Source organism: Roseicella sp. DB1501 (assembly GCF_013112485.1).
In the GTDB taxonomy this organism is placed as follows: domain Bacteria; phylum Pseudomonadota; class Alphaproteobacteria; order Acetobacterales; family Acetobacteraceae; genus Paracraurococcus.
This window is the reverse complement of record NZ_JABFHG010000001.1, coordinates 561,507-579,299: the sequence shown is the minus strand read 5'-3', so window position 1 is coordinate 579,299 and position 17,793 is coordinate 561,507. Positions and strand designations below refer to the sequence as shown.

14 protein-coding genes are annotated in these 17,793 nt (G+C 73.0%); 11 read left to right on the top strand and 3 right to left on the bottom strand.

From position 1 onward, the window contains the following. The first annotated feature begins 174 nt into the window (after positions 1-174). From rfbB to rfbA, 3 genes are read left to right on the top strand one after another with little or no spacing between them, the layout of a single operon-like run. Positions 175-1,248: a dTDP-glucose 4,6-dehydratase gene (gene rfbB, locus HJG45_RS02805; RefSeq protein ID WP_171610530.1), complete on the top strand. Its 1,074-nt coding sequence runs from the start codon at positions 175-177 to the stop codon at positions 1,246-1,248. Continuing rightward, a complete protein-coding gene (rfbD, locus tag HJG45_RS02800) occupies positions 1,248-2,141 on the top strand; it encodes a dTDP-4-dehydrorhamnose reductase (protein WP_171610529.1) in 894 nt (297 codons plus the stop codon). The genes rfbB and rfbD overlap by 1 nt, the downstream gene beginning before the upstream one ends. After that, positions 2,138-3,010 carry a glucose-1-phosphate thymidylyltransferase RfbA gene (gene rfbA / locus HJG45_RS02795; protein WP_171610528.1) on the top strand — a complete coding sequence of 291 codons (873 nt, stop codon included), beginning with the start codon at positions 2,138-2,140 and terminating at the stop codon, positions 3,008-3,010. The genes rfbD and rfbA overlap by 4 nt, the downstream gene beginning before the upstream one ends. Positions 3,011-3,277: 267 nt before the next feature. Here the strand turns inward: rfbA and HJG45_RS02790 are convergent, their stop codons facing one another. Continuing rightward, positions 3,278-4,717, bottom strand: a complete 1,440-nt coding sequence (locus HJG45_RS02790) for a sensor histidine kinase (protein WP_171610527.1) — start codon at positions 4,715-4,717, stop codon at positions 3,278-3,280. 420 nt (positions 4,718-5,137) lie between these two features. Here HJG45_RS02790 and HJG45_RS02785 point away from each other — a divergent pair, with 420 nt between their 5' ends. The 3 genes from HJG45_RS02785 (at position 5,138) to HJG45_RS02775 (ending at position 8,483) form a co-directional block, all read left to right on the top strand. After that, positions 5,138-6,172, top strand: a complete 1,035-nt coding sequence (locus HJG45_RS02785) for an MBL fold metallo-hydrolase (RefSeq protein ID WP_171610526.1) — start codon at positions 5,138-5,140, stop codon at positions 6,170-6,172. Positions 6,173-6,187: 15 nt separating this feature from the next. After that, positions 6,188-7,480, top strand: a complete 1,293-nt coding sequence (locus tag HJG45_RS02780; protein ID WP_171610525.1) for an NAD(P)/FAD-dependent oxidoreductase — start codon at positions 6,188-6,190, stop codon at positions 7,478-7,480. A gap of 73 nt (positions 7,481-7,553) precedes the next feature. After that, complete coding sequence (locus tag HJG45_RS02775; protein ID WP_217362799.1) at positions 7,554-8,483, top strand: DMT family transporter; 930 nt, start codon at positions 7,554-7,556, stop codon at positions 8,481-8,483. A 36-nt stretch (positions 8,484-8,519) separates the two neighbouring features. Here the strand turns inward: HJG45_RS02775 and HJG45_RS02770 are convergent, their stop codons facing one another. Then, a complete protein-coding gene (locus HJG45_RS02770; RefSeq protein WP_171610524.1) occupies positions 8,520-10,691 on the bottom strand; it encodes a malate synthase G in 2,172 nt (723 codons plus the stop codon). A 429-nt stretch (positions 10,692-11,120) separates the two neighbouring features. Between HJG45_RS02770 and HJG45_RS02765 the strand changes: the two genes are divergently transcribed. The 4 genes from HJG45_RS02765 (at position 11,121) to HJG45_RS02750 (ending at position 15,929) form a co-directional block, all read left to right on the top strand. Continuing rightward, the gene (locus HJG45_RS02765; RefSeq protein WP_171610523.1) at positions 11,121-12,527 is read left to right on the top strand and encodes an amidase; all 1,407 of its coding nucleotides are present in this window, start codon (positions 11,121-11,123) and stop codon (positions 12,525-12,527) included. Between the two features lie 84 nt (positions 12,528-12,611). Beyond that, positions 12,612-13,496 carry a fumarylacetoacetate hydrolase family protein gene (locus HJG45_RS02760; protein WP_171610522.1) on the top strand — a complete coding sequence of 295 codons (885 nt, stop codon included), beginning with the start codon at positions 12,612-12,614 and terminating at the stop codon, positions 13,494-13,496. A gap of 97 nt (positions 13,497-13,593) precedes the next feature. Then, complete coding sequence (locus tag HJG45_RS02755; RefSeq protein ID WP_171610521.1) at positions 13,594-14,568, top strand: tripartite tricarboxylate transporter substrate binding protein; 975 nt, start codon at positions 13,594-13,596, stop codon at positions 14,566-14,568. A gap of 173 nt (positions 14,569-14,741) precedes the next feature. Further along, positions 14,742-15,929, top strand: coding sequence for a M20 family metallopeptidase (locus HJG45_RS02750; protein WP_171610520.1), 1,188 nt, complete (start codon positions 14,742-14,744; stop codon positions 15,927-15,929). Between the two features lie 277 nt (positions 15,930-16,206). Here the strand turns inward: HJG45_RS02750 and HJG45_RS02745 are convergent, their stop codons facing one another. Continuing rightward, the gene (locus HJG45_RS02745; protein WP_171610519.1) at positions 16,207-16,413 is read right to left on the bottom strand and encodes a hypothetical protein; all 207 of its coding nucleotides are present in this window, start codon (positions 16,411-16,413) and stop codon (positions 16,207-16,209) included. 118 nt (positions 16,414-16,531) lie between these two features. Here HJG45_RS02745 and HJG45_RS02740 point away from each other — a divergent pair, with 118 nt between their 5' ends. After that, positions 16,532-17,617: an LLM class flavin-dependent oxidoreductase gene (locus tag HJG45_RS02740; RefSeq protein ID WP_171610518.1), complete on the top strand. Its 1,086-nt coding sequence runs from the start codon at positions 16,532-16,534 to the stop codon at positions 17,615-17,617. Positions 17,618-17,793: the final 176 nt, after the last annotated feature.

Here is a 17,793-nt window from a genome sequence, read left to right as displayed (position 1 = left end):
ATGCGGGGCCGGACCGGCGACGGCGCCATCCGGCATGGCGGCCCCTCCGGGCCGGATCCGGGGCGCTGGCGGGCATCCCGCCATCATCCGGCCGGCGCATGACCGGCCCCCTCTCCGCCGCCGGCAGGCTCGTCCCGGCGGGCGAGGCATGTAGACCAGACAGAGGTTTCTTCCATGCGAATCCTGGTCACCGGCGGCGCCGGCTTCATCGGCTCCGCCGTTACCCGGCTGCTGGTCCTCGAGCGCGGCGCGACCGTGCTCGTCGTCGACAAGCTCACCTATGCCGGCGACCGCCGCTCCATCCGCGACTGCGAGGGCCGGAACGGCTTCCGCTTTCTTGAAGCGGATATCTGCGACCTGGAGCGCATGCGCGCGACGATGGCCGAGTTCCGCCCCGATGCGGTGATGCACCTCGCCGCCGAGAGCCATGTCGACCGCTCCATCACCGGCGCGGCGGATTTCATCCAGACCAACATCAACGGCACCTTCGCGATGCTCGAGGCGGCGCGCGCCTACCATGCCGGGCTGGACGCGGCCGGGCAGGCCGGCTTCCGCTTCCACCACATCTCGACCGACGAGGTCTTCGGCTCGCTCGGGCCGGAGGGGGCCTTCAGCGAGACCACCGCCTATGACCCGCGCTCGCCCTATTCGGCGAGCAAGGCGGCCTCCGACCACCTGGTGCGCGCCTGGCACGAGACCTATGGGCTGCCGGTGCTGGTCACCAATTGCTCGAACAATTACGGGCCCTACCATTTCCCCGAGAAGCTGATCCCGCTCATCATCCTCAACGCGCTCGAGGGCCGGCCGCTGCCCGTTTATGGCGACGGCAGCAACATCCGCGACTGGCTGCATGTCGAGGACCATGCCCGCGCCCTGGCGCTGGTGGTCGAGCGCGGCCGGATCGGCGAGACCTACTGCATCGGCGGCCGGGCGGAGCGGCGGAACCTGCAGGTGGTCGAGACCATCTGCGACCTGCTGGACCAGCGCCGGCCGGCAGCGACGCCGCGGCGGGCGCTGATCCGCTTCGTCGCCGACCGCCCGGGCCACGACCGGCGCTACGCCATCGATTGCGGCAAGATCGAGCGCGAGCTCGGCTGGCGGCAGCAGCAGAGCTTCGAGACCGGCATCGCCGCCACCATCGACTGGTATCTGGCGAATGAGTGGTGGTGGCGCCCGCTGCGCGAGGGAAAATACGCCGGCGAGCGGCTGGGCCTGATCCCAGAGGCCGCCGGGAAGGGAGGCGCCTGATGCGGGTTCTCGTCATCGGCCGCACCGGCCAGATCGCCACCGAGCTGCTGCCGCGCCTGGCCGCGGCAGGGCACGAGGCGGTGGCGCTGGAGCCGCCGGAATTCGACATGACCGATGCCGGGCAGGTCGCCGCCGCCTTCGCCCGCCACCGCCCGGAGGCGGTGGTGAACTGCGCCGCCTACACCGCCGTCGACCGCGCCGAGGACGAGCGGGACCTCGCCTTCGCGGTGAACGCGACGGGGCCCCGCCTGCTCGGCGAGGCGGCGGCCGCCGCCGATGTGCCGGTCGTCCACTACTCCACCGACTACGTCTTCGACGGCAGCAAGGACACGCCCTATACCGAGGCGGACCCGCCGAACCCGGTCGGGGTCTACGGCGCCTCGAAGCTCGCCGGCGAGCAGGCGCTGCACGCGGCCCAGCCGCGCTCCGTCACGCTCCGCACCGCCTGGGTCTGCTCGCCGCACGGCAACAACTTCGTCAAGACCATGCTGCGCTTCGGACGCGAGCGGCCGGGGATGCGGGTGGTCGCCGACCAGCACGGCGCCCCGACCTTCGCCGCCGATCTCGCCGCGGCGGCGGTCGCGCTGCTGCCGCGCCTCGCCGCGGCGCCGGCCGGCGACCCGCTCTTCGGCGTCACGCATCTCACCGGCATGCCCTACACCACCTGGCACGGCTTCGCCGAGGCGATCTTCGCCGGCGCCGCCCGCCGTGGCCAGAAGGCGCCGAGGCTCATCGCCATCACCACCGCCGACTACCCGACCAAGGCGCGGCGGCCAGCCAATTCCCGCCTCGACTGCACGCGCGCCGCCACGGTGCTCGGCCTGCCGCCGCAGGACTGGCGCGCCGGGCTCGAGCGCTGCCTCGACGCATTGATGAAGGAGTCCGCAGCATGAAGGGCATCGTCCTCGCCGGCGGCAGCGGCACGCGGCTCTACCCGGCGACGCTCGCCGTCTCCAAGCAGCTGCTGCCGGTCTACGACAAGCCCATGGTCTACTACCCGCTCTCGGTGCTGATGCTGGCCGGGATCCGGGAGATCATGGTGATCTCCACTCCGCATGACATGCCGCTCTTCCAGCGCCTGCTCGGCGACGGCAGCCAGTGGGGCATCCGGCTGGAATACATGGTGCAGGAGACGCCGAACGGCATCGCCATGGCGCTGGTCCTCGCCGAGGAGTTCCTCGCCGGCGGCCCCTCCGCCCTGGTGCTCGGCGACAACATCTTCCATGGCGACGAGCTCGATGCCCGCATGGCCTCCGTCGCCACCGAGCGCGGCGCCGCCGTCTTCGCCTACCGCGTCGCCGATCCCGAGCGCTACGGCGTGGCGGAGTTCGACGCCGAGGGCCGGGCGTTGTCGATCGAGGAGAAGCCGGTCAAGCCGAAATCCGACTGGGCGGTGACCGGCCTCTATTTCTACGACGGCCGGGCGCCACAGATCGCCCGGCAGCTCAAGCCCTCGCCGCGCGGCGAGCTTGAGATCACGGATCTCAACAAGGCCTATCTCGCCGAGGGCACGCTGCGCGTGGCGCGCCTCGGCCGCGGCTATGCCTGGCTCGACACCGGCACGCATGACAGCATGTTGGAAGCGGCCGAGTTCGTGCGCGCCATCGAGAAGCGCACCGGCCAGAAGGTCGCTTCGCCCGAGGAGGTGGCCTGGCGCAAGGGCTTCATCACCGACGAGCAGCTCCTGCAGGTGGCAAGGCCGCTGCGCAACAGCGGCTATGGCCGCTACCTGGAATACCTGCTGCAGCACGCGAACGGCTGAGAACTCCCCACAAGACCGCTTCGCGGCTTTGTGGGGGGCCATGACGCCCCTCGGGCAAGGCACGTCACAGCCTGCTGCGGCCAGGCCGCGGCAGGGCAACGGGCAGCGACGGTTCTGATAGAGCGTGATCGCTTGAGGTGGACTCACCGAAAAGGAGTGAATCAGGCGGTCAAACAACGGCCTGGACCATGATCCGCGACTCTGTGTGAGCGGATCAGGTCCAGGCGCTCTGAACCCCGCCGCGGGGCTGAACCCGAGGCCCCGCCCTCAACCATCGGGCGGGGCGGCGTGAAGGCTGCTCGGTGGCAGGTGGATCACGCAGCGTAGGCCGCGATCCCAGTCCCGCTCGATCCGGCCGCCGAGCTGGTCGCGCACCGTCGCCTCGACGATGCGCTGCCCGAGGCCGCCGCGCATCGGCTCCGGCCGCGCCGCCCCATCCTCCCGTGCCTCGTCCTCCTGCTCCTCCCAGGCCAGCCGCAGCCCGCCTTCCGGGGTGAGGGACCAGGCGAGGGCGAGCCGCCCGCCCGGATGCGACAGCGCGCCGTGCCGCCGCGAATGGCTTGCCAGCTCATGCAGCACCATGGCGAAGGGCTGCGCCGCGATCGCCGCCAGCGTCACCTCCGGCCCCTCCAGGCCGGGCGGCGGCGGACCATCAGCGGCGGGACGGGCGAGCTCGCCCTCCAGCAACGGCCGCAGCGGCGCCCCCTGCCAGCGGGACCGGGCGAGGAGGGTATGCGCCCGCGCCATGGCGGCGATCCGCGCCTCCACCCGCGGCACCAGCGTCGCCGGCTCCTCGTTGCGGCTGAGCCGCAGCAGGGCCTGCACCACGGCGAGGGTGTTCTTCGCCCGGTGGTCGACCTCGCGCAGCAGCAGGTGCTGGTCCTCCTCCGTCCGGCGGCGGGCGGTGATGTCGGCGAGCACGCCGTGCCAGGTCGTGCCCCAGGGATGCGGGACCGGCTGGGCGCGCAGCTCGATCCAGCGGGCCGCGGCGCCCGGCCGGCTGGCAAGGCGGAGCGTGCACTGCGCCGGCGCGCCCCGGCTGCGGGCTTCCTCGATCGCGGCGGCGAGGCGGGGCCGGTCGGCCGGGTCGATGCGCGACTCCAGTGAGGCGAGGCCGTCGCCGCTGGCCGGGCAGCCGAGGATCGTCTGCGCCCGGGCGTCGCAGCGCAGCCGGTCCTCCTCCTCCGCCCAGGACCAGCAGCCGAGGCCGGAGGCGCCGAGGAGCAGGCGAAGCTGCGCCTCGCTCTCCGCCGCCGCCGCGGCATGGCGCCGCTCGCGCCGATGCAGCAGCAGGGCGCCGCCGAGCAGCGTCAGCGTCAGCGCGCCGGCGAGGAGGGGCAGCAGCCCAGCATGTGGCGCCGTGGCGACCCGCATGGCGCGGACGCGCAGGGGCCAGCCGGGGACCGCCTGCTCGACGGCGAGGATCGCCGAGGCGCCCGCCGGCGCCGCGGGGCTGCGCCCGAGAACGCGCCCCTCCGCATCGAGCAGCGCGATCCAGGCATCGGGCGGGGCCGCCTCGGCGAGGAGCGTCGCCAGCGCCGAGGCCTCGGCCAGTCGCCGCGCCGCCGCCTGCGAGGGCAGGACGCTGGCCAGGTGGGCCGCCGTCGCGCCGGCCTGCCGCGACAGCCGCGCGGTCTCGGTGGCGAGCAGCGGCGAGAGCTGGCCGAGGGGCAGCAGCGCCAGGGGCAGCAGCACCGCCGCCAGCATCAGCAGCGAGGATCCCCGCAGCCGACCCGCGCTGGCGCGGGGGCGGGAGGGAGTCTCGGATCGCGCTGCCGCGGGCAGCCTTTGCATGGTTACGCTGAAGCCCACCCTGGGCGCCTGTCACCGCTCCGTCGCGCCCCGTGCGCAACGCCGTCGGATAGAAGTCTTACTCATTGCGAAGCCGATCACAGGTAGAAAGACCGTGAGAGAATATCTCGTCGCAGAGCCGTGGCCAGAGCAGATCCCCTTCGAGTGGAGACACTCGCACGGGTGCAGGCGCTCCGGGCAGGCTGCATCGACAGCTCCGGCCGGGGCTCCTATCCTGCGGCGCCGTCGCGGCTGCATCCCGGCTGCCGGCGATGCGAGCCGGACGGCCGCGCCGGGTATCCGGCGCGCCCCTGCCTGCGGCGGAGATCCGACCGGATGCCCGATGCCCCCCGTGACCTTGCGCATGACGCCCCGGCCCCCGGCGAGGTGCGACTCGTGCAGCCCGGGCTGTTGCGGGCCCGCATGCCGCTGCCCTTCCCGCCGAGCCATGTGAACATCTGGCTGCTCGAGCATGAGGGGGGCTGGCTGGCGATCGACACCTCGGTCTCCGGCCGCGCCTCGCGCGAGCTCTGGGACCAGGTTCTGGCGCAGCCGGAGCTCGGCGGCCGGCCGCTGACCGCCCTGCTGGTCACGCATTTCCATCCCGACCATATCGGCCTGACCGGCTGGCTCTGCGCCCGCTTCGGCATCCTGCCGATGATGACCCGCATCGAATGGCTGATGGCCCGGGCGCTCTGGTACGACAGCGGCCCCGACATGATGGCGCAGCAGATCGCGCATTACACGCGGGCCGGCTGCCCGGCCGACTACCTCTCCTTCGTCGAGGGCCGCGGCGCCCTCTACCAGCGGGCCGTGGGCGAGCTGCCGCGGGCCTTCCACGCGCTGAAGGACGGGCGGGAGGTGCGGATCGGCGGCAGCGCCTGGCAGGTCATCACCGGCGCCGGCCATGCGCCGGACATGGCGACCCTGTTCTGCGCCGAGCGCGGCGTGCTGATCTCGGCCGACCAGATCCTGCCGCGCATCTCGCCCTATATCGGCCTGCATCCCGGCGAGCCGGAGGCCGATCCGCTCGGCGACTTCCTCGCCAGCAACGAGCGCTTCCGCGCCCTGCCGGAGAACACGCTGGTGCTGCCCTCGCATGGCGAGCCCTTCTCGACCCTGCATCGCCGCCTCGACCAGCTCGCCGGCCACCATGCCGAGCGGCTCGACACCCTGGCCGAGGCCTGCCGCGAGCCGCTCACCGCCTTCGAGGCGGCGCAGGTGCTGTTCCCCCGCGCCTCGGGGGAGATCGCGCAGACGGGCTTCACGGTGGGCGAGACGCTGGCGCATCTTCGCCGGCTGGAGCGGCAGGGCCGGCTGGCCGTCGAGCCCGGCCCCGGCGAGACGGCGCGGTTCCGGACGCGGAGCTAGTGTCCAAGGTTCTGCATGGAGCCTGACGTCCTCATCGTTGGCGCTGGCGCGGCCGGCATCGCCGCGGCGCGCCGGCTGCAGGCGCTCGGCCGCAGCGTCCGGCTGCTGGAGGCCGGGCGGCGCCTCGGCGGCCGCGCCTGGACCGAGGCGGCCCAGCTCGGTGCCCCCTTCGACCATGGCGCCTCCTGGATCCATGTCGCCGAGCGCAACCCGCTGACGCCCATCGCTCGCCGCCTCGGCTTCATCCTGCGCGACGAGCGCCGACGGGTGCGCGACATCCTGCTCTGGCGCGGCCAGGTGGCGGGCGCGGCCGAACGCGCCGCGCATGACGCCGCCTGCGAGGCCTGGGAGGCGGCGGCCGAGGCGGAGGATGCCCGCCGCCGCGCCAGCGGCGAGCCCGACATCGCCCTCGCCGCCGCGGTGCCGCGCGACGGGCCCTGGGATGCCACCGTCTCGCACTGGTTCAGCGCCATCATCTCGGGCGTCGAAGCGGAGCGGTTCAGCCTGCGCGACTACGTCGCCACCGCCCTCGACGGCGCTAACCTGCAGCTCGCCGAGGGCTTCGGCACGCTGGTCGCCCGGCTCGGCGAGGGGTTGCCGGTCAGCTTCGGCGCCGCGGTGGAGCGGCTGCGCTGGGACGGGCCGGGTGTGGTGGCAGAGGGCGGGTTCGGGACGCTGCGCGCCGGCGCCGCCATCGTCACCGTCTCGACCGGCGTGCTGGCCGCGGGCGGCCTCCGCTTCACGCCTGGCCTGCCGGCGCCGGTGCAGGCGGCGATCGAGGGATTGCCGCAGGGCCTGCTGAGCAAGATCGCGCTGCGGGCGGCGGGGCCCGGCCGGCTCGGCCTCGGCGCCTTCGCCCGGCTCGGCCGCAGCCTCGATGCGCCCGGCGATGCGCCGCTTTCCTGGATGCTCTGGCCCTGGGGGCGCGACCACGCCATCGGCTTCCTCGGCGGCGAGGCGGCCTGGGCGCTGGCCCGGGAGGGGCCCGCCGCGGCCGAGGCGCATGCGCGGGCGGAGCTCGCCCGCTATGTCGGCGCCGCCGAGGTGGCACGCTGCTTTGGTCCCGAAGCGAGGGGGCCGGGCGCGGTGGTGACGGGCTGGGCGGAGGACCCGCTCTTCCTCGGCGCCTACAGCCATGCCCGCATCGGCTGCCACGGCGCCCGCGCCGCGCTGCGCGATGCCGAGCTGGCGGCCGGCCGGCTCCGCTTCGCCGGGGAGGCCTGCCACAGCCGCCTGGCCGGGACGGTTGGCGGCGCCTGGGAGAGCGGCGAGCGGGCGGCCGGGGCGGTGCACGCCGCGCTCGGCTGAGGCCGGCGCGGCAGGGGAGGCGCAGCGTGCCAGCCGCATGACGCCGGGCCCGCTTCGAGGCATGCTGGCGACAATGTCGACTCCGCCACAAGCCGCTGCGGCAAGGGCGCTGCCGGCCACGGCCGCATCCCTGCCGCTCCCCGCCGCCGGCAGCGTGCCGCAGGCCATGCTGTGGATGCTGGCCTCCGGCCTGCTCTTCACCGCGCTCAACGCCCTGCTGCGCAGCCTGGCACAGCAGCTCGACCCCTTCGTCGTGCAGTTCCTGCGCTATGCCGCGGGGGCGCTGGCGATGCTGCCCTTCATCCTGCGCTCGGGCTTCGCCGCCTACCGGCCGAAGGGGCTCGGCGGCCAGCTCTGGCGCGGCGCGGTGCATGCCTCCGGCCTGGTGCTGTGGTTCTTCGCCATCCCGCACGTGCCGATGGCCGAGATGACGGCGCTCGGCTTCACCACGCCGCTCTTCATCATGCTCGGCGCCATCCTCTTCCTCGGGGAGCGCATGGTGGCGGCGCGCTGGCTGGCGGCGCTGGCCGGCTTCCTCGGCGTGCTGGTGGTGGTCTCGCCGGGGTTGACCGGGGCGGGCGGGCCCTATGGGCTGGTGATGCTCGCCTCCTCGCCGCTCTTCGCCGCCTCCTTCCTCATCACCAAGGCGCTGACCCGGCGCGACCCGCCGCAGGTGATCGTGGTCTGGCAGGCGCTGACCGTCATGCTGTTCAGCCTGCCCCTGGCGCTGCTCGCCTGGGACTGGCCGACGCCGCTGCAATGGGGGCTGTTCCTCATCACCGGCATCCTCGGCTCGGCCGGGCATTTCTGCCTGACGCGCGCCTTCTCGCTGGCCGATCTCTCGGCGACGCAGCCGGTGAAATTCCTCGAGCTGCTCTGGTCCGCCGGCGCCGGCTTCCTGGTCTGGGGCGAGGTGCCGGGGCCGGCGACCCTGCTCGGCGGCGCCATCATCTTCGCCGCGACGAGCTGGATCGCGCGGCGGGAATCGCGCCGGCGGCGGTGAGCCGCCGGCCCCCCTCCTCCGTTCAGCCTCCCTTGTTCAACCCTGCGCCTTCGCCTCGCGACGGCGCTTGTGCAGGATGAACTCGGTGTAGCCGTTGGGCTGGGTCGTGCCCTCGAAGACCAGGTCGCGGGCCGCCTTGAAGGCCGGGCCGTCGAAGCCCGGCGCCATCGGCCGGTAGGCCGGGTCGCCGGCATTCTGCTTGTCCACCACGGCCGCCATACGGCGCAGCGTCTCCTCCACCTGCTCGCGCGTGGCGATGCCGTGGCGCAGCCAGTTGGCGATGTGCTGGGCGCTGATGCGCAGCGTCGCCCGGTCCTCCATCAGCCCGACATCGTTGATGTCCGGCACCTTGGAGCAGCCCACGCCCTGATCGACCCAGCGGACCACGTAGCCGAGGATGCCCTGGGCATTGTTGTCGAGCTCGGCCTTCACCGCATCGGCGGGGAAGTTGGTGTCCGCCGCCAGCGGCAGGGTGAGGATGTCGCCGAGCTTCGCCCGCGGCCCGCCCTTGGCCAGCTCCTCCTGCCGCGCCGCGACATCCACCTCGTGGTAGTGCAGCGCATGCAGCGTCGCGGCGGTGGGGGAGGGGACCCAGGCGGTGTTGGCGCCGGCCTTGGGGTGGCCGACCTTCTGCTCCAGCATCGCCGCCATGGCGTCCGGCGCCGCCCACATGCCCTTGCCGATCTGCGCCCGGCCGCGCAGCCCGCAGGCGAGGCCGGTATCGACGTTGTTGTCCTCATAGGCCTTGATCCAGGCCGCGCCCTTCATGTCGTTCTTGCGGATGACCGGGCCGGCCTCCATGGCGGTGTGGATCTCGTCGCCGGTGCGGTCGAGGAAGCCGGTGTTGATGAACACGACCCGGTCGCGCGCCGCCCGGATGCATTCCTTGAGGTTCACCGTGGTGCGGCGCTCCTCGTCCATGATGCCCATCTTGATGGTGTCGCGCGGCAGGCCGAAGGCGTCCTCCACCCGGCCGAACAGCTCGTTCGCCCAGGCGACCTCCTCCGGCCCGTGCATCTTCGGCTTGACGATGTAGACGCTGCCGGCGCGGCTGTTGCGGCCCTTGCCCGGGCCGCGCAGGTCGTGCAGCGCGATCGCCACGGTGCACATGGCATCCAGGATGGTCTCGGGCGTCTCCTGACCGCCCTCGGTCACCACGTCGGTCATCATGTGGTGGCCGACATTGCGCACCAGCATGAGCGAGCGGCCATGCAGCGTCACCGCCCCACCCGCCGGCTTCAGATAGGTGCGGTCCGGGTTCAGCCGGCGGATCAGGGTCTTGCCGCCCTTCTCCAGGCTCGCCTCGAGCGCGCCGTTCATCAGGCCGAGCCAGTTGCGGTAGACCTCGACCTTGTCCTCGGCATCCACCGCCGCGACACTGTCCTCGCAGTCGATGATGGTGGTGACGGCGCTCTCCAGCACCAGGTCCGCGATGCCGGCCGGGTCGTCCTTGCCGATCGGGTGGTCGCGGTCGATCCTGAGCTCGGCATGCAGCCCGTGATGGACGAAGAGGATCGCCTCCGGGGCCGCCGCCTCGCCCTGGTAGCCGACGCACTGGCCGGGCTGGGCGAGGCCGAGGCTGCGGCCATCCTTCAGCGTGACGGCGAGCGCCCCGGCGGTGATGGCATAGCCCTTGGCGTCGCGGTGCGAGGCGCCGCCGGCCAGCGGCGCGATGCGGTCGAGCACGCCGCGGGCGTAGTCGATCACCTTCTTCCCGCGCGCCGGGTTGTAGCCCTTGCCGCGGGCGGCGCCGTCGGTCTCCGGGATGGCGTCCGTGCCGTAGAGCGCGTCGTACAGGCTGCCCCAGCGGGCATTGGCGGCGTTCAGCGCGTAGCGGGCGTTGGAGACCGGGACGACGAGCTGCGGGCCGGCGATCTGGCCGAACTCGGCATCGATGTCGGTGGTGCCGACCTGGAAATCCGGCCCGGGCGGGACGAGGTAGCCGATCTCCTCCAGGAAGGCCTTGTAGGCCGCGGCATCGACCGGCCTGGCCGGATGCGCCTTGTGCCAGGCATCGATCTTCGCCTGGATCTCGTCGCGCTTCCGCAGCAGCGCCGCGTTGCGCGGGCCGAGATCCTTCAGGATGGCGGCATAGGAGGACCAGAAGCGGTCGGAGGTCACGCCGGTGCCGGGCAGGGCCTCCTTCTCCAGGAAGTCGTACAGGCTCCGCGCGACCTTGAGGCCCGCAACCTCCATCGTATCCGCCATCGATCGCCTCCGTCTCTGGGAGCCCCGGCCCGGCCGGGGAAAGGATGGGCGCGCCCCAGGGGACGCCGCCGCTGCCGGCCCGCCCCCGGGCAGCCGCCCGGTGATCCGCTTCGCGCCGCGGCCGGATCCGGCCGCGGCGGCGAGACCACTAGGCGGAAACCCCAGACGACGCAAAGGGGTCGTGCAAGTGGGGACGCGCGGGACGGGGGCCGCCGCATCCACGGCCCGGCCTGGGCTTCCGCATCCCCGGATGGGGGCGCAAATTAGCGCCCGGTGTCCCGATCTCGATGTCCTGCGGACCTCGCCATCAGGCCACTGGCCTTTCATTTCAGTGGCCTGCTTGTCATTTCAGTGGCCTGCTTGTCCGCCGCGTTCTTGGGTGAACCCACGAACGCAGCGGGCAGGACACCAGCAGGTCCAGGAGCCGCGATGACCCCGACCGATCCCGCCCTCATGTCGGCCGAGACCTTGCTCGGCCTCTATGCCCGCCGGGCGCTCTCGCCGGTGGAGGCGCTGCAGGCGGTGCTGCAACGGGTGGCGCTCTACAACCCCTGGGTCAATGCCTTCGCGGTCATGAACCCACGCGCCCTGCAGCAGGCGGGGGAGAGCGAGGCGCGCTGGAGGGCGGGGCGGCCGATCGGGCTGCTCGACGGCGTGCCGGCGACGGTGAAGGACCTGCTGAACCTCGCCGGCTTCCCGACCCGGCGCGGCAGCAAGACCACCGCGGCGACGCCCGCCACTGAGGATGCACCGGCCGTCCTCGGCCTGAAGGAGGCGGGCGCGGTTATCCTCGGCAAGACCACCACCACCGAATTCGGCTGGAAGTCGCCCGGCGACTGCCCGCTGCACGGCATCACCCGCAACCCCTGGAACCGCGAACGGACGGTCGGCGGCAGCAGCAGCGGCGCCGGCGCGGCCGGGGCGGCCTGCTTCGGGCCGCTGCATGTCGGCACCGATGCCGGTGGCTCCATCCGCATCCCGGCCGCCTTCTGCGGGCTGGTCGGGCTGAAGCCCTCCTTCGGCCGCATCCCGCAATGGCCGCTCGGCGCCTTCGCCGGCGTTGCCTGCGCCGGGCCGATGACCCGCACCGTGCGCGACGCGGCGCTGATGTTCTCGGCCATGGCGCGGCACGACCTGCGCGACCCCTTCTGCCTGCCGGACGTGTCCGGCATCCCCGGCGGCGACTGGCGGCAGGGTATCGAGGGCGGCGTCGCCGGCATGCGCGTCGCGCTGGTCCGCCGCCTCGGCTTCGCGCCGCCGCTGGATGCGGATGGCGAGGCGGCGCTGGCCGGCGCGGCGCGGCTGCTGCAGGAGCAGGGGGCGATCGTCGAGGAGGCGGATCCGGAGCTGCCGGATACGCGGCCGATCTTCGGCCGGGTCTGGGGCGTCGCCCTGGCCCGGTTGGTGGCGACGACGCCGCCCGAGAAGCGGGCGCTGCTCGATGCCGGCCTCGCGGAGGTGGCCGAGCGCGAGGGCGGGATGCTCGCCACCGACTTCCTCGGCGCCGAGGCGCTGCGGATCGAGGCGGCGCACGCCATGGCGCGCTTCCAGCAGCGCTACGACCTCCTGCTCACCGCCTGCACCCCGACCGCCGCCTTCGCCGCCGACCAGCCGACGCTGCGGCCGACCGAGGCGCTGTGGCGCGACTGGGCGCCCTGGACCTTCGCCTTCAACCTGACCCGGCAGCCGGCGGTCAGCGTGCCGGTCGGGCTCGACGCGCATGGCATGCCGCGGGCGGTGCAGGTGGCGGCGGCGCTCTACCGCGACGACCTGGCGTTGCGGGCGGCCCGGGCGCTGGAGCGGGCGGCGGAGATGCCGCTGGCGGCGCCGGGCTGATAGTCCCTTGATTATATCCCCTGGTCATTTGGGCCCGAGCCGGCATGCTCGTCGGCCATCGCCGGGCAGGAGGAGACGCGCCGGATGCGGCTGGTGACCTTCAGGAAGCCTCAGAAACTCGGGACGCATATCGGCGCGCTGCGCGAGGACGGGGCGGTGCTCGACCTCGCCGCCGTCGATCCGGCGCTCGCGGGCGGCAACATGCCGGCCTTCATCGCCGGCGGCGCCCCGGCGCTGCAGCATGCGCGGGCGGCGCTGGCCAGGGCGCCGGTCGCCGAGGATGCGGTGCTCTGCGCCCCGATCCCCCGCCCGCCGAAGAACGTCTTCTGCGTCGGCAAGAACTACCACGAGCATGCGAAGGAGTTCGCCGGCTCCGGCTTCGATGCCTCGGCGAAGGAGGTGGTGCCGGAGGCGCCGGTGGTGTTCAGCAAGCCGGCCACCGCCATCATCGCCCATGGCGAGACCATCCCGGCGCATCTCGACCCGACCGGCTCGACCGATTACGAGGGCGAGCTCGCCGTCGTCATCGGCCAGGGCGGCCGCGGCATCCCGGCGGAGCGGGCGCTGCGGCACGTCTTCGGCTACACCATCGTCAACGACGTCACCGCCCGCACACTGCAGCACCGGCACCGGCAATGGGTGCTGGGCAAGGGCATCGACGGCTTCTGCCCGATGGGCCCGGCGATCCTGACGGCGGATGCGGTGCCGGACCCGAAGGCGCTGCGGGTGGTGACGCATGTGAACGGCGAGAAGCGCCAGGACGCGCCGGTGGCCGACCTCATCTTCGACATCCCGACGCTGATCGCGGCGATCTCGGCCGGCATCACGCTCGAGCCAGGCGACGTCATCGCGACCGGTACGCCGGTCGGCGTCGGCATCGGCTTCACCCCGCCGAAATTCCTGAAGGCGGGCGATGTGGTGCGGGTGGAGATCGCGGGGATCGGAGTGCTGGAGAACCCGGTCGGCTGAGGATCGGGGCCGGCTGGCAAGGATTGAATCACGCTCGGCCCGGCCGGGCCGGCCATGCTCTACTCGCCCGGCAGAAGAACCGAACCGGGAGACGTCCTTGCATCGCCGCCCCTTGCTGGCCGCCGCCCTCGCCGCGGCGGCGCTGCCCCGCGCCGGCACCGCCGAGCCCGATTTCCCCGGCCGCGCCGTCACCCTCGTCGTCGCCTTCCCACCGGGCGGGCAGGGCGATGTGGTGGCGCGGCCGGTCGCGGCCGGGCTGGAGCGGCTGTGGCGGCAGCCGGTGCCGGTGGTGAACCGCGCCGGCGCCTCCGGGGAGATCGGCTACGCCTCCGTCGCCCGCGCCGCGCCGGATGGGCACACGCTGCTGATGGGCCTCGCCTCGCTCGCCGTCATCCCGGAGGCGGCCCGGCTCTTCGGCCGGCAGGCCGCCTATGAGATCGACCAGCTCGCCCCCATCGCCCTCCTCACCGCCGACCCGACCTTCCTCGCCGTGCCCGCCGGCGCGCCCTGGGGGAGCCTCGACGATTTTCTCGCCGATGCGCGGCGCCGGCCGGGGGCGATCGCCTATTCCTCCTCCGGCCATTACGGCGCGCTGCACCTGCCGATGGCGATGCTCACCACCGCCGCCGGGATCGAGCTGCTGCACGTTCCCTTCCAGGGCGGCGGCCCGGCCCTGACGGCGCTGCTCTCCGGCCAGGTGATGGCCATGGCGAGCGGGCCGGGGCCGCTGACGCCGCATCTGCGCTCCGGCGCGCTGCGCGTGCTGGCGAGCTGGGGGGCCAGGCGCATCCCCGGCTTCGAGGCGGTGCCGACGCTCCGCGAGGCGGGCTTCGCCGAGGCGGAATACTATATCTGGGCCGGCATCCTCGCCCCGGCCGGCACGCCGCCGGCGCTGCAGGCGGCGCTGCGGCGCGGCATGGCCGCGGCGGCGGCCGATCCCGAGGTGCGGCGGGCCCTGGCGGCCGGCGGCAATGCGCTCGACTACCGCGACGGCAAGGCCTTCGCCGCCTTCTTCCGGGAGGATACGGCGCGGCTGGTGCGCGCGGTGAACCGGATCGGCAAGGTGGAGTAGAGCAGATCGCGGCAGGGCAGGACCGCCCGGACGCCTGAATCCGCTCTTGAAACAACACGCTGAAGCGGAGAGCGTTCGATCTTGAACGCTGCTCCGCTGTCGCCGCCCGGCGAGGCTTGCCAGCGACGGCCCCCGGACGCAGGCTCCGGCCCCGTCCATCGACGGAGCGCCGCATGACCGCCGAGAGCCCGGAAACCGCCATTACCGCCTGGCTCGCCACGCAGCAGGGGGCGATGCTGCGCCTGCTGGAAGCCATGGTGAACACCGATGGCGGCAGCTACGACAAGGCCGGCGTCGATGCCGTGGGCGCGCTGGTCCGCGCCGCGCTGGCCGAGCACGGCATCCCGGTCGAGGTGGTGCCGCGGGCGAAGCATGGCGATTGCCTGAAGGCGCGGGTCGAGGGCGGCGATGGCCTCGCCGCCGGCAACCAGCAGCGCGCCATCGTGCTGATGGGCCATCGCGACACGGTCTTCCCCAAGGGCGAGCCGGAGCGCCGGCCCTTCCGCATCGAGGGCGGCATCGCCACCGGCCCCGGCGTCGCCGACATGAAGGCGGGGCTGGTGATGAACGTCTTCGTGCTCATCGCCTTCCGAAAATTCGGCGGCGCCCCCGGGCCGCTGCTCGGCCTCTTCACCGGCGACGAGGAGATCGGCAGCCCCGAAGGACGCGAGGTGATCGAGGCGGTGGCGCGCGAGGCGCGGGTGGTGTTCAACGCCGAGCCCGGCCGGCCCTCGGGCAATGTCGTCACCGGGCGCAAGGGCGGCGTCTTCTCCATCTTCGACATCGAGGGTAAGGCGGCGCATTCCGGCGGCAATTTCGAGGCCGGGATCAGCGCCATCGAGGAGCTGGCGCGCAAGATCCAGGCGATCCACGCGCTGACCGACCTCAGGCGCGGCATCACCCTGAATGTCGGCCTGGTCTCGGGCGGGCAGAGCGTGAACACCGTCGCTCCCTGGGCGCAGGGGCAGATCGACCTGCGCTATGTCGAGCCCGGCGACCGCGACGAGATCATGGGCAGGATCCACGAGATCATTGCCCGTAGCCATGTCCCCGGCACGCGGGCGCGGCTCGCCATCCGGGGCGAGTTCCTGCCGCTGACCCAGAGCCCGGCGGCGGCGCGGCTGTTCGAACTCTATGTCGGGGCGGCGCGCGAGAGCGGGCTCGCGGTCGGCGGCGAGTTCTCCGGCGGCTGCGCCGATTCCGGCTTCACCGCGGCGGTCGGGGCGCCGACCATCTGCGCCGTCGGGCCGATCGGCGGCAAGGCGCACAGCCCGGAGGAGTATCTCGAGGTCGCCAGCATGGTGCCGCGCGCCCAGGCCATGGCCCGGGCGATCCTGCATCTGGATGCGGCCGGGCTATAGTTCTCCCCACAAAGCCGCTTCGCGGCTTCGCGGGGGCCCCATGGAGTCCCTCCTGCCCAAGATGCGTCACAGCCTGCCGCGCCAGAGCCGCGGCAGGGCAACGGGCGGCGACGGTTCCGATGGGCGCTTTTGGGCGGGGCCGTGTCGGCGGCTCTCGTGCCGCCTTGGGAACGCCTGGAGTGTGATCGCTTGAGGTGGACTCACCGGAAAGCGTGACTCACGCGATCACACAACGGCCTGGACCATGATCCGCGATCCTGTGTGAGCGGATCATGGTCTAGCGCAGGTCGGCGTCGTTGCGCCGGCTGACCTTCATCGCCAGAACGACCACGCCGCCGATGAGGAAGAGCACGCCGAGGATGGTGAGCCAGGTCGGGCCCTGGCCGGCTCCGAGCATGAGCGCCAGGAGGCCGATGATGAGGAGGACGATGTCTCCCGGCTTCTTGGCCAGCAGATTGGGCCTGTCGGCGGCAGTGGTCGGCATGAACGGCCTCCCAGGTCAGTGAGGGAATGCATCGGCCACGCCAGGATGACGCATCTATCGGAGTGCCAGCCGGGGATGTCGTTGGCGGCGTTGCGCGCCTGCCGCCCGGATGCCAGTCTTGCCGCAGCGCAGCATGGCCGGAGCGGAGATGCAGTTCGCCCTCTTCAACCTGATGAGCCTGAACCATGCCGGCGAGCAGCCGGCGGCGGTGCTGGCGAATGCCGTCCGGCAGGTGCGCATGGCGGAGGAACTCGGCTTCGATGCCGCCTGGTTCGCCGAGCACCACTTCTCCTCCGCCTCGGTCTGCGCCTCGCCGCTGATGATGGCCATGCATTGCGCCGCGGTGACGCGCCGCATCCGCCTCGGTCCCGCCGTGGTCGTGCTGCCGCTGCACCACCCGCTCCGCGTCGCGCAGGAGGTGGCGATGCTGGACCAGATCAGCGGCGGGCGGGTGCTGCTCGGCTTCGGGCCCGGGCACCAGCCGCATGAGTTCCGCAGCCTCGGCGTGCCGCTCGAGAGCCGCTACGACCGCCTGCTCGAGGGCTGGGACATCGTCGAGCAGGCGCTGACCACCGGTCGGGTCCGGCATCTCGGCGCGCAGTACCGGATCGAGGACACGCCGGTCGTCGCGCGTACCCTCTCGGGCGCGATGCCGCCGATGTTCGTCGCCTCGGCGACGCCGGCGGTGCTGGCGCGTGCCGTGCGGGCCGGCGCGACGCCGATGATCAGCCAGGGCTACCGCACCGGGGCGCAGGCGGTCGCGATGCGGGAGGGCATCCTCGCCGCCTGGCGCGCGGCCGGCGGGCCGGAGCCGATGCCGCTCGGCATCCAGCGCTATCTCTTCGTCACCGAGGATGCGGCGGAGGCGCGGCAGGCGGCGGAGGGCATGCTGAACCTCGCCCGCAACACCCTCTCGCTCCGCAACGAGACCCCGCCGCGCGACGGCGCGCGCCTCCGCCCCGTGCCCTTCGAGGGGGAGCCGAGCATCGACTGGCTGCTGGAACACGGGCTCATCGGCGCGCCGGAGAAGGTCGCCGCGCAGCTCGCCGCCGATATGCGGCTGCTGCGGCCGACGCATTACAGCCTCTATATGGGCTTCTCCGGCCTGCCCGCGCCGGCGGTGGAGCGCGCCCTGCGTCGCTTCGGGGAGGAGGTGCTGCCGCGGCTGCGGGAGGCGGCGAGCCGCCAGGCGCTCGCCGCCTGACGGCGACAGCGCCTGCATCGAGGCGGGGAGGGCCCATACTGCGGAGACGTGACGCCGCCAGACTGCAACGGGGCGGCATTCTGCAGGCAAAGCAATCCGCTGTAGTATGCTGCAGCCGGCGGCGTGACCCAGGCGCCGCGCCGCGAAGGCCGGTTGCCGCGCCTCGATGCAACCAA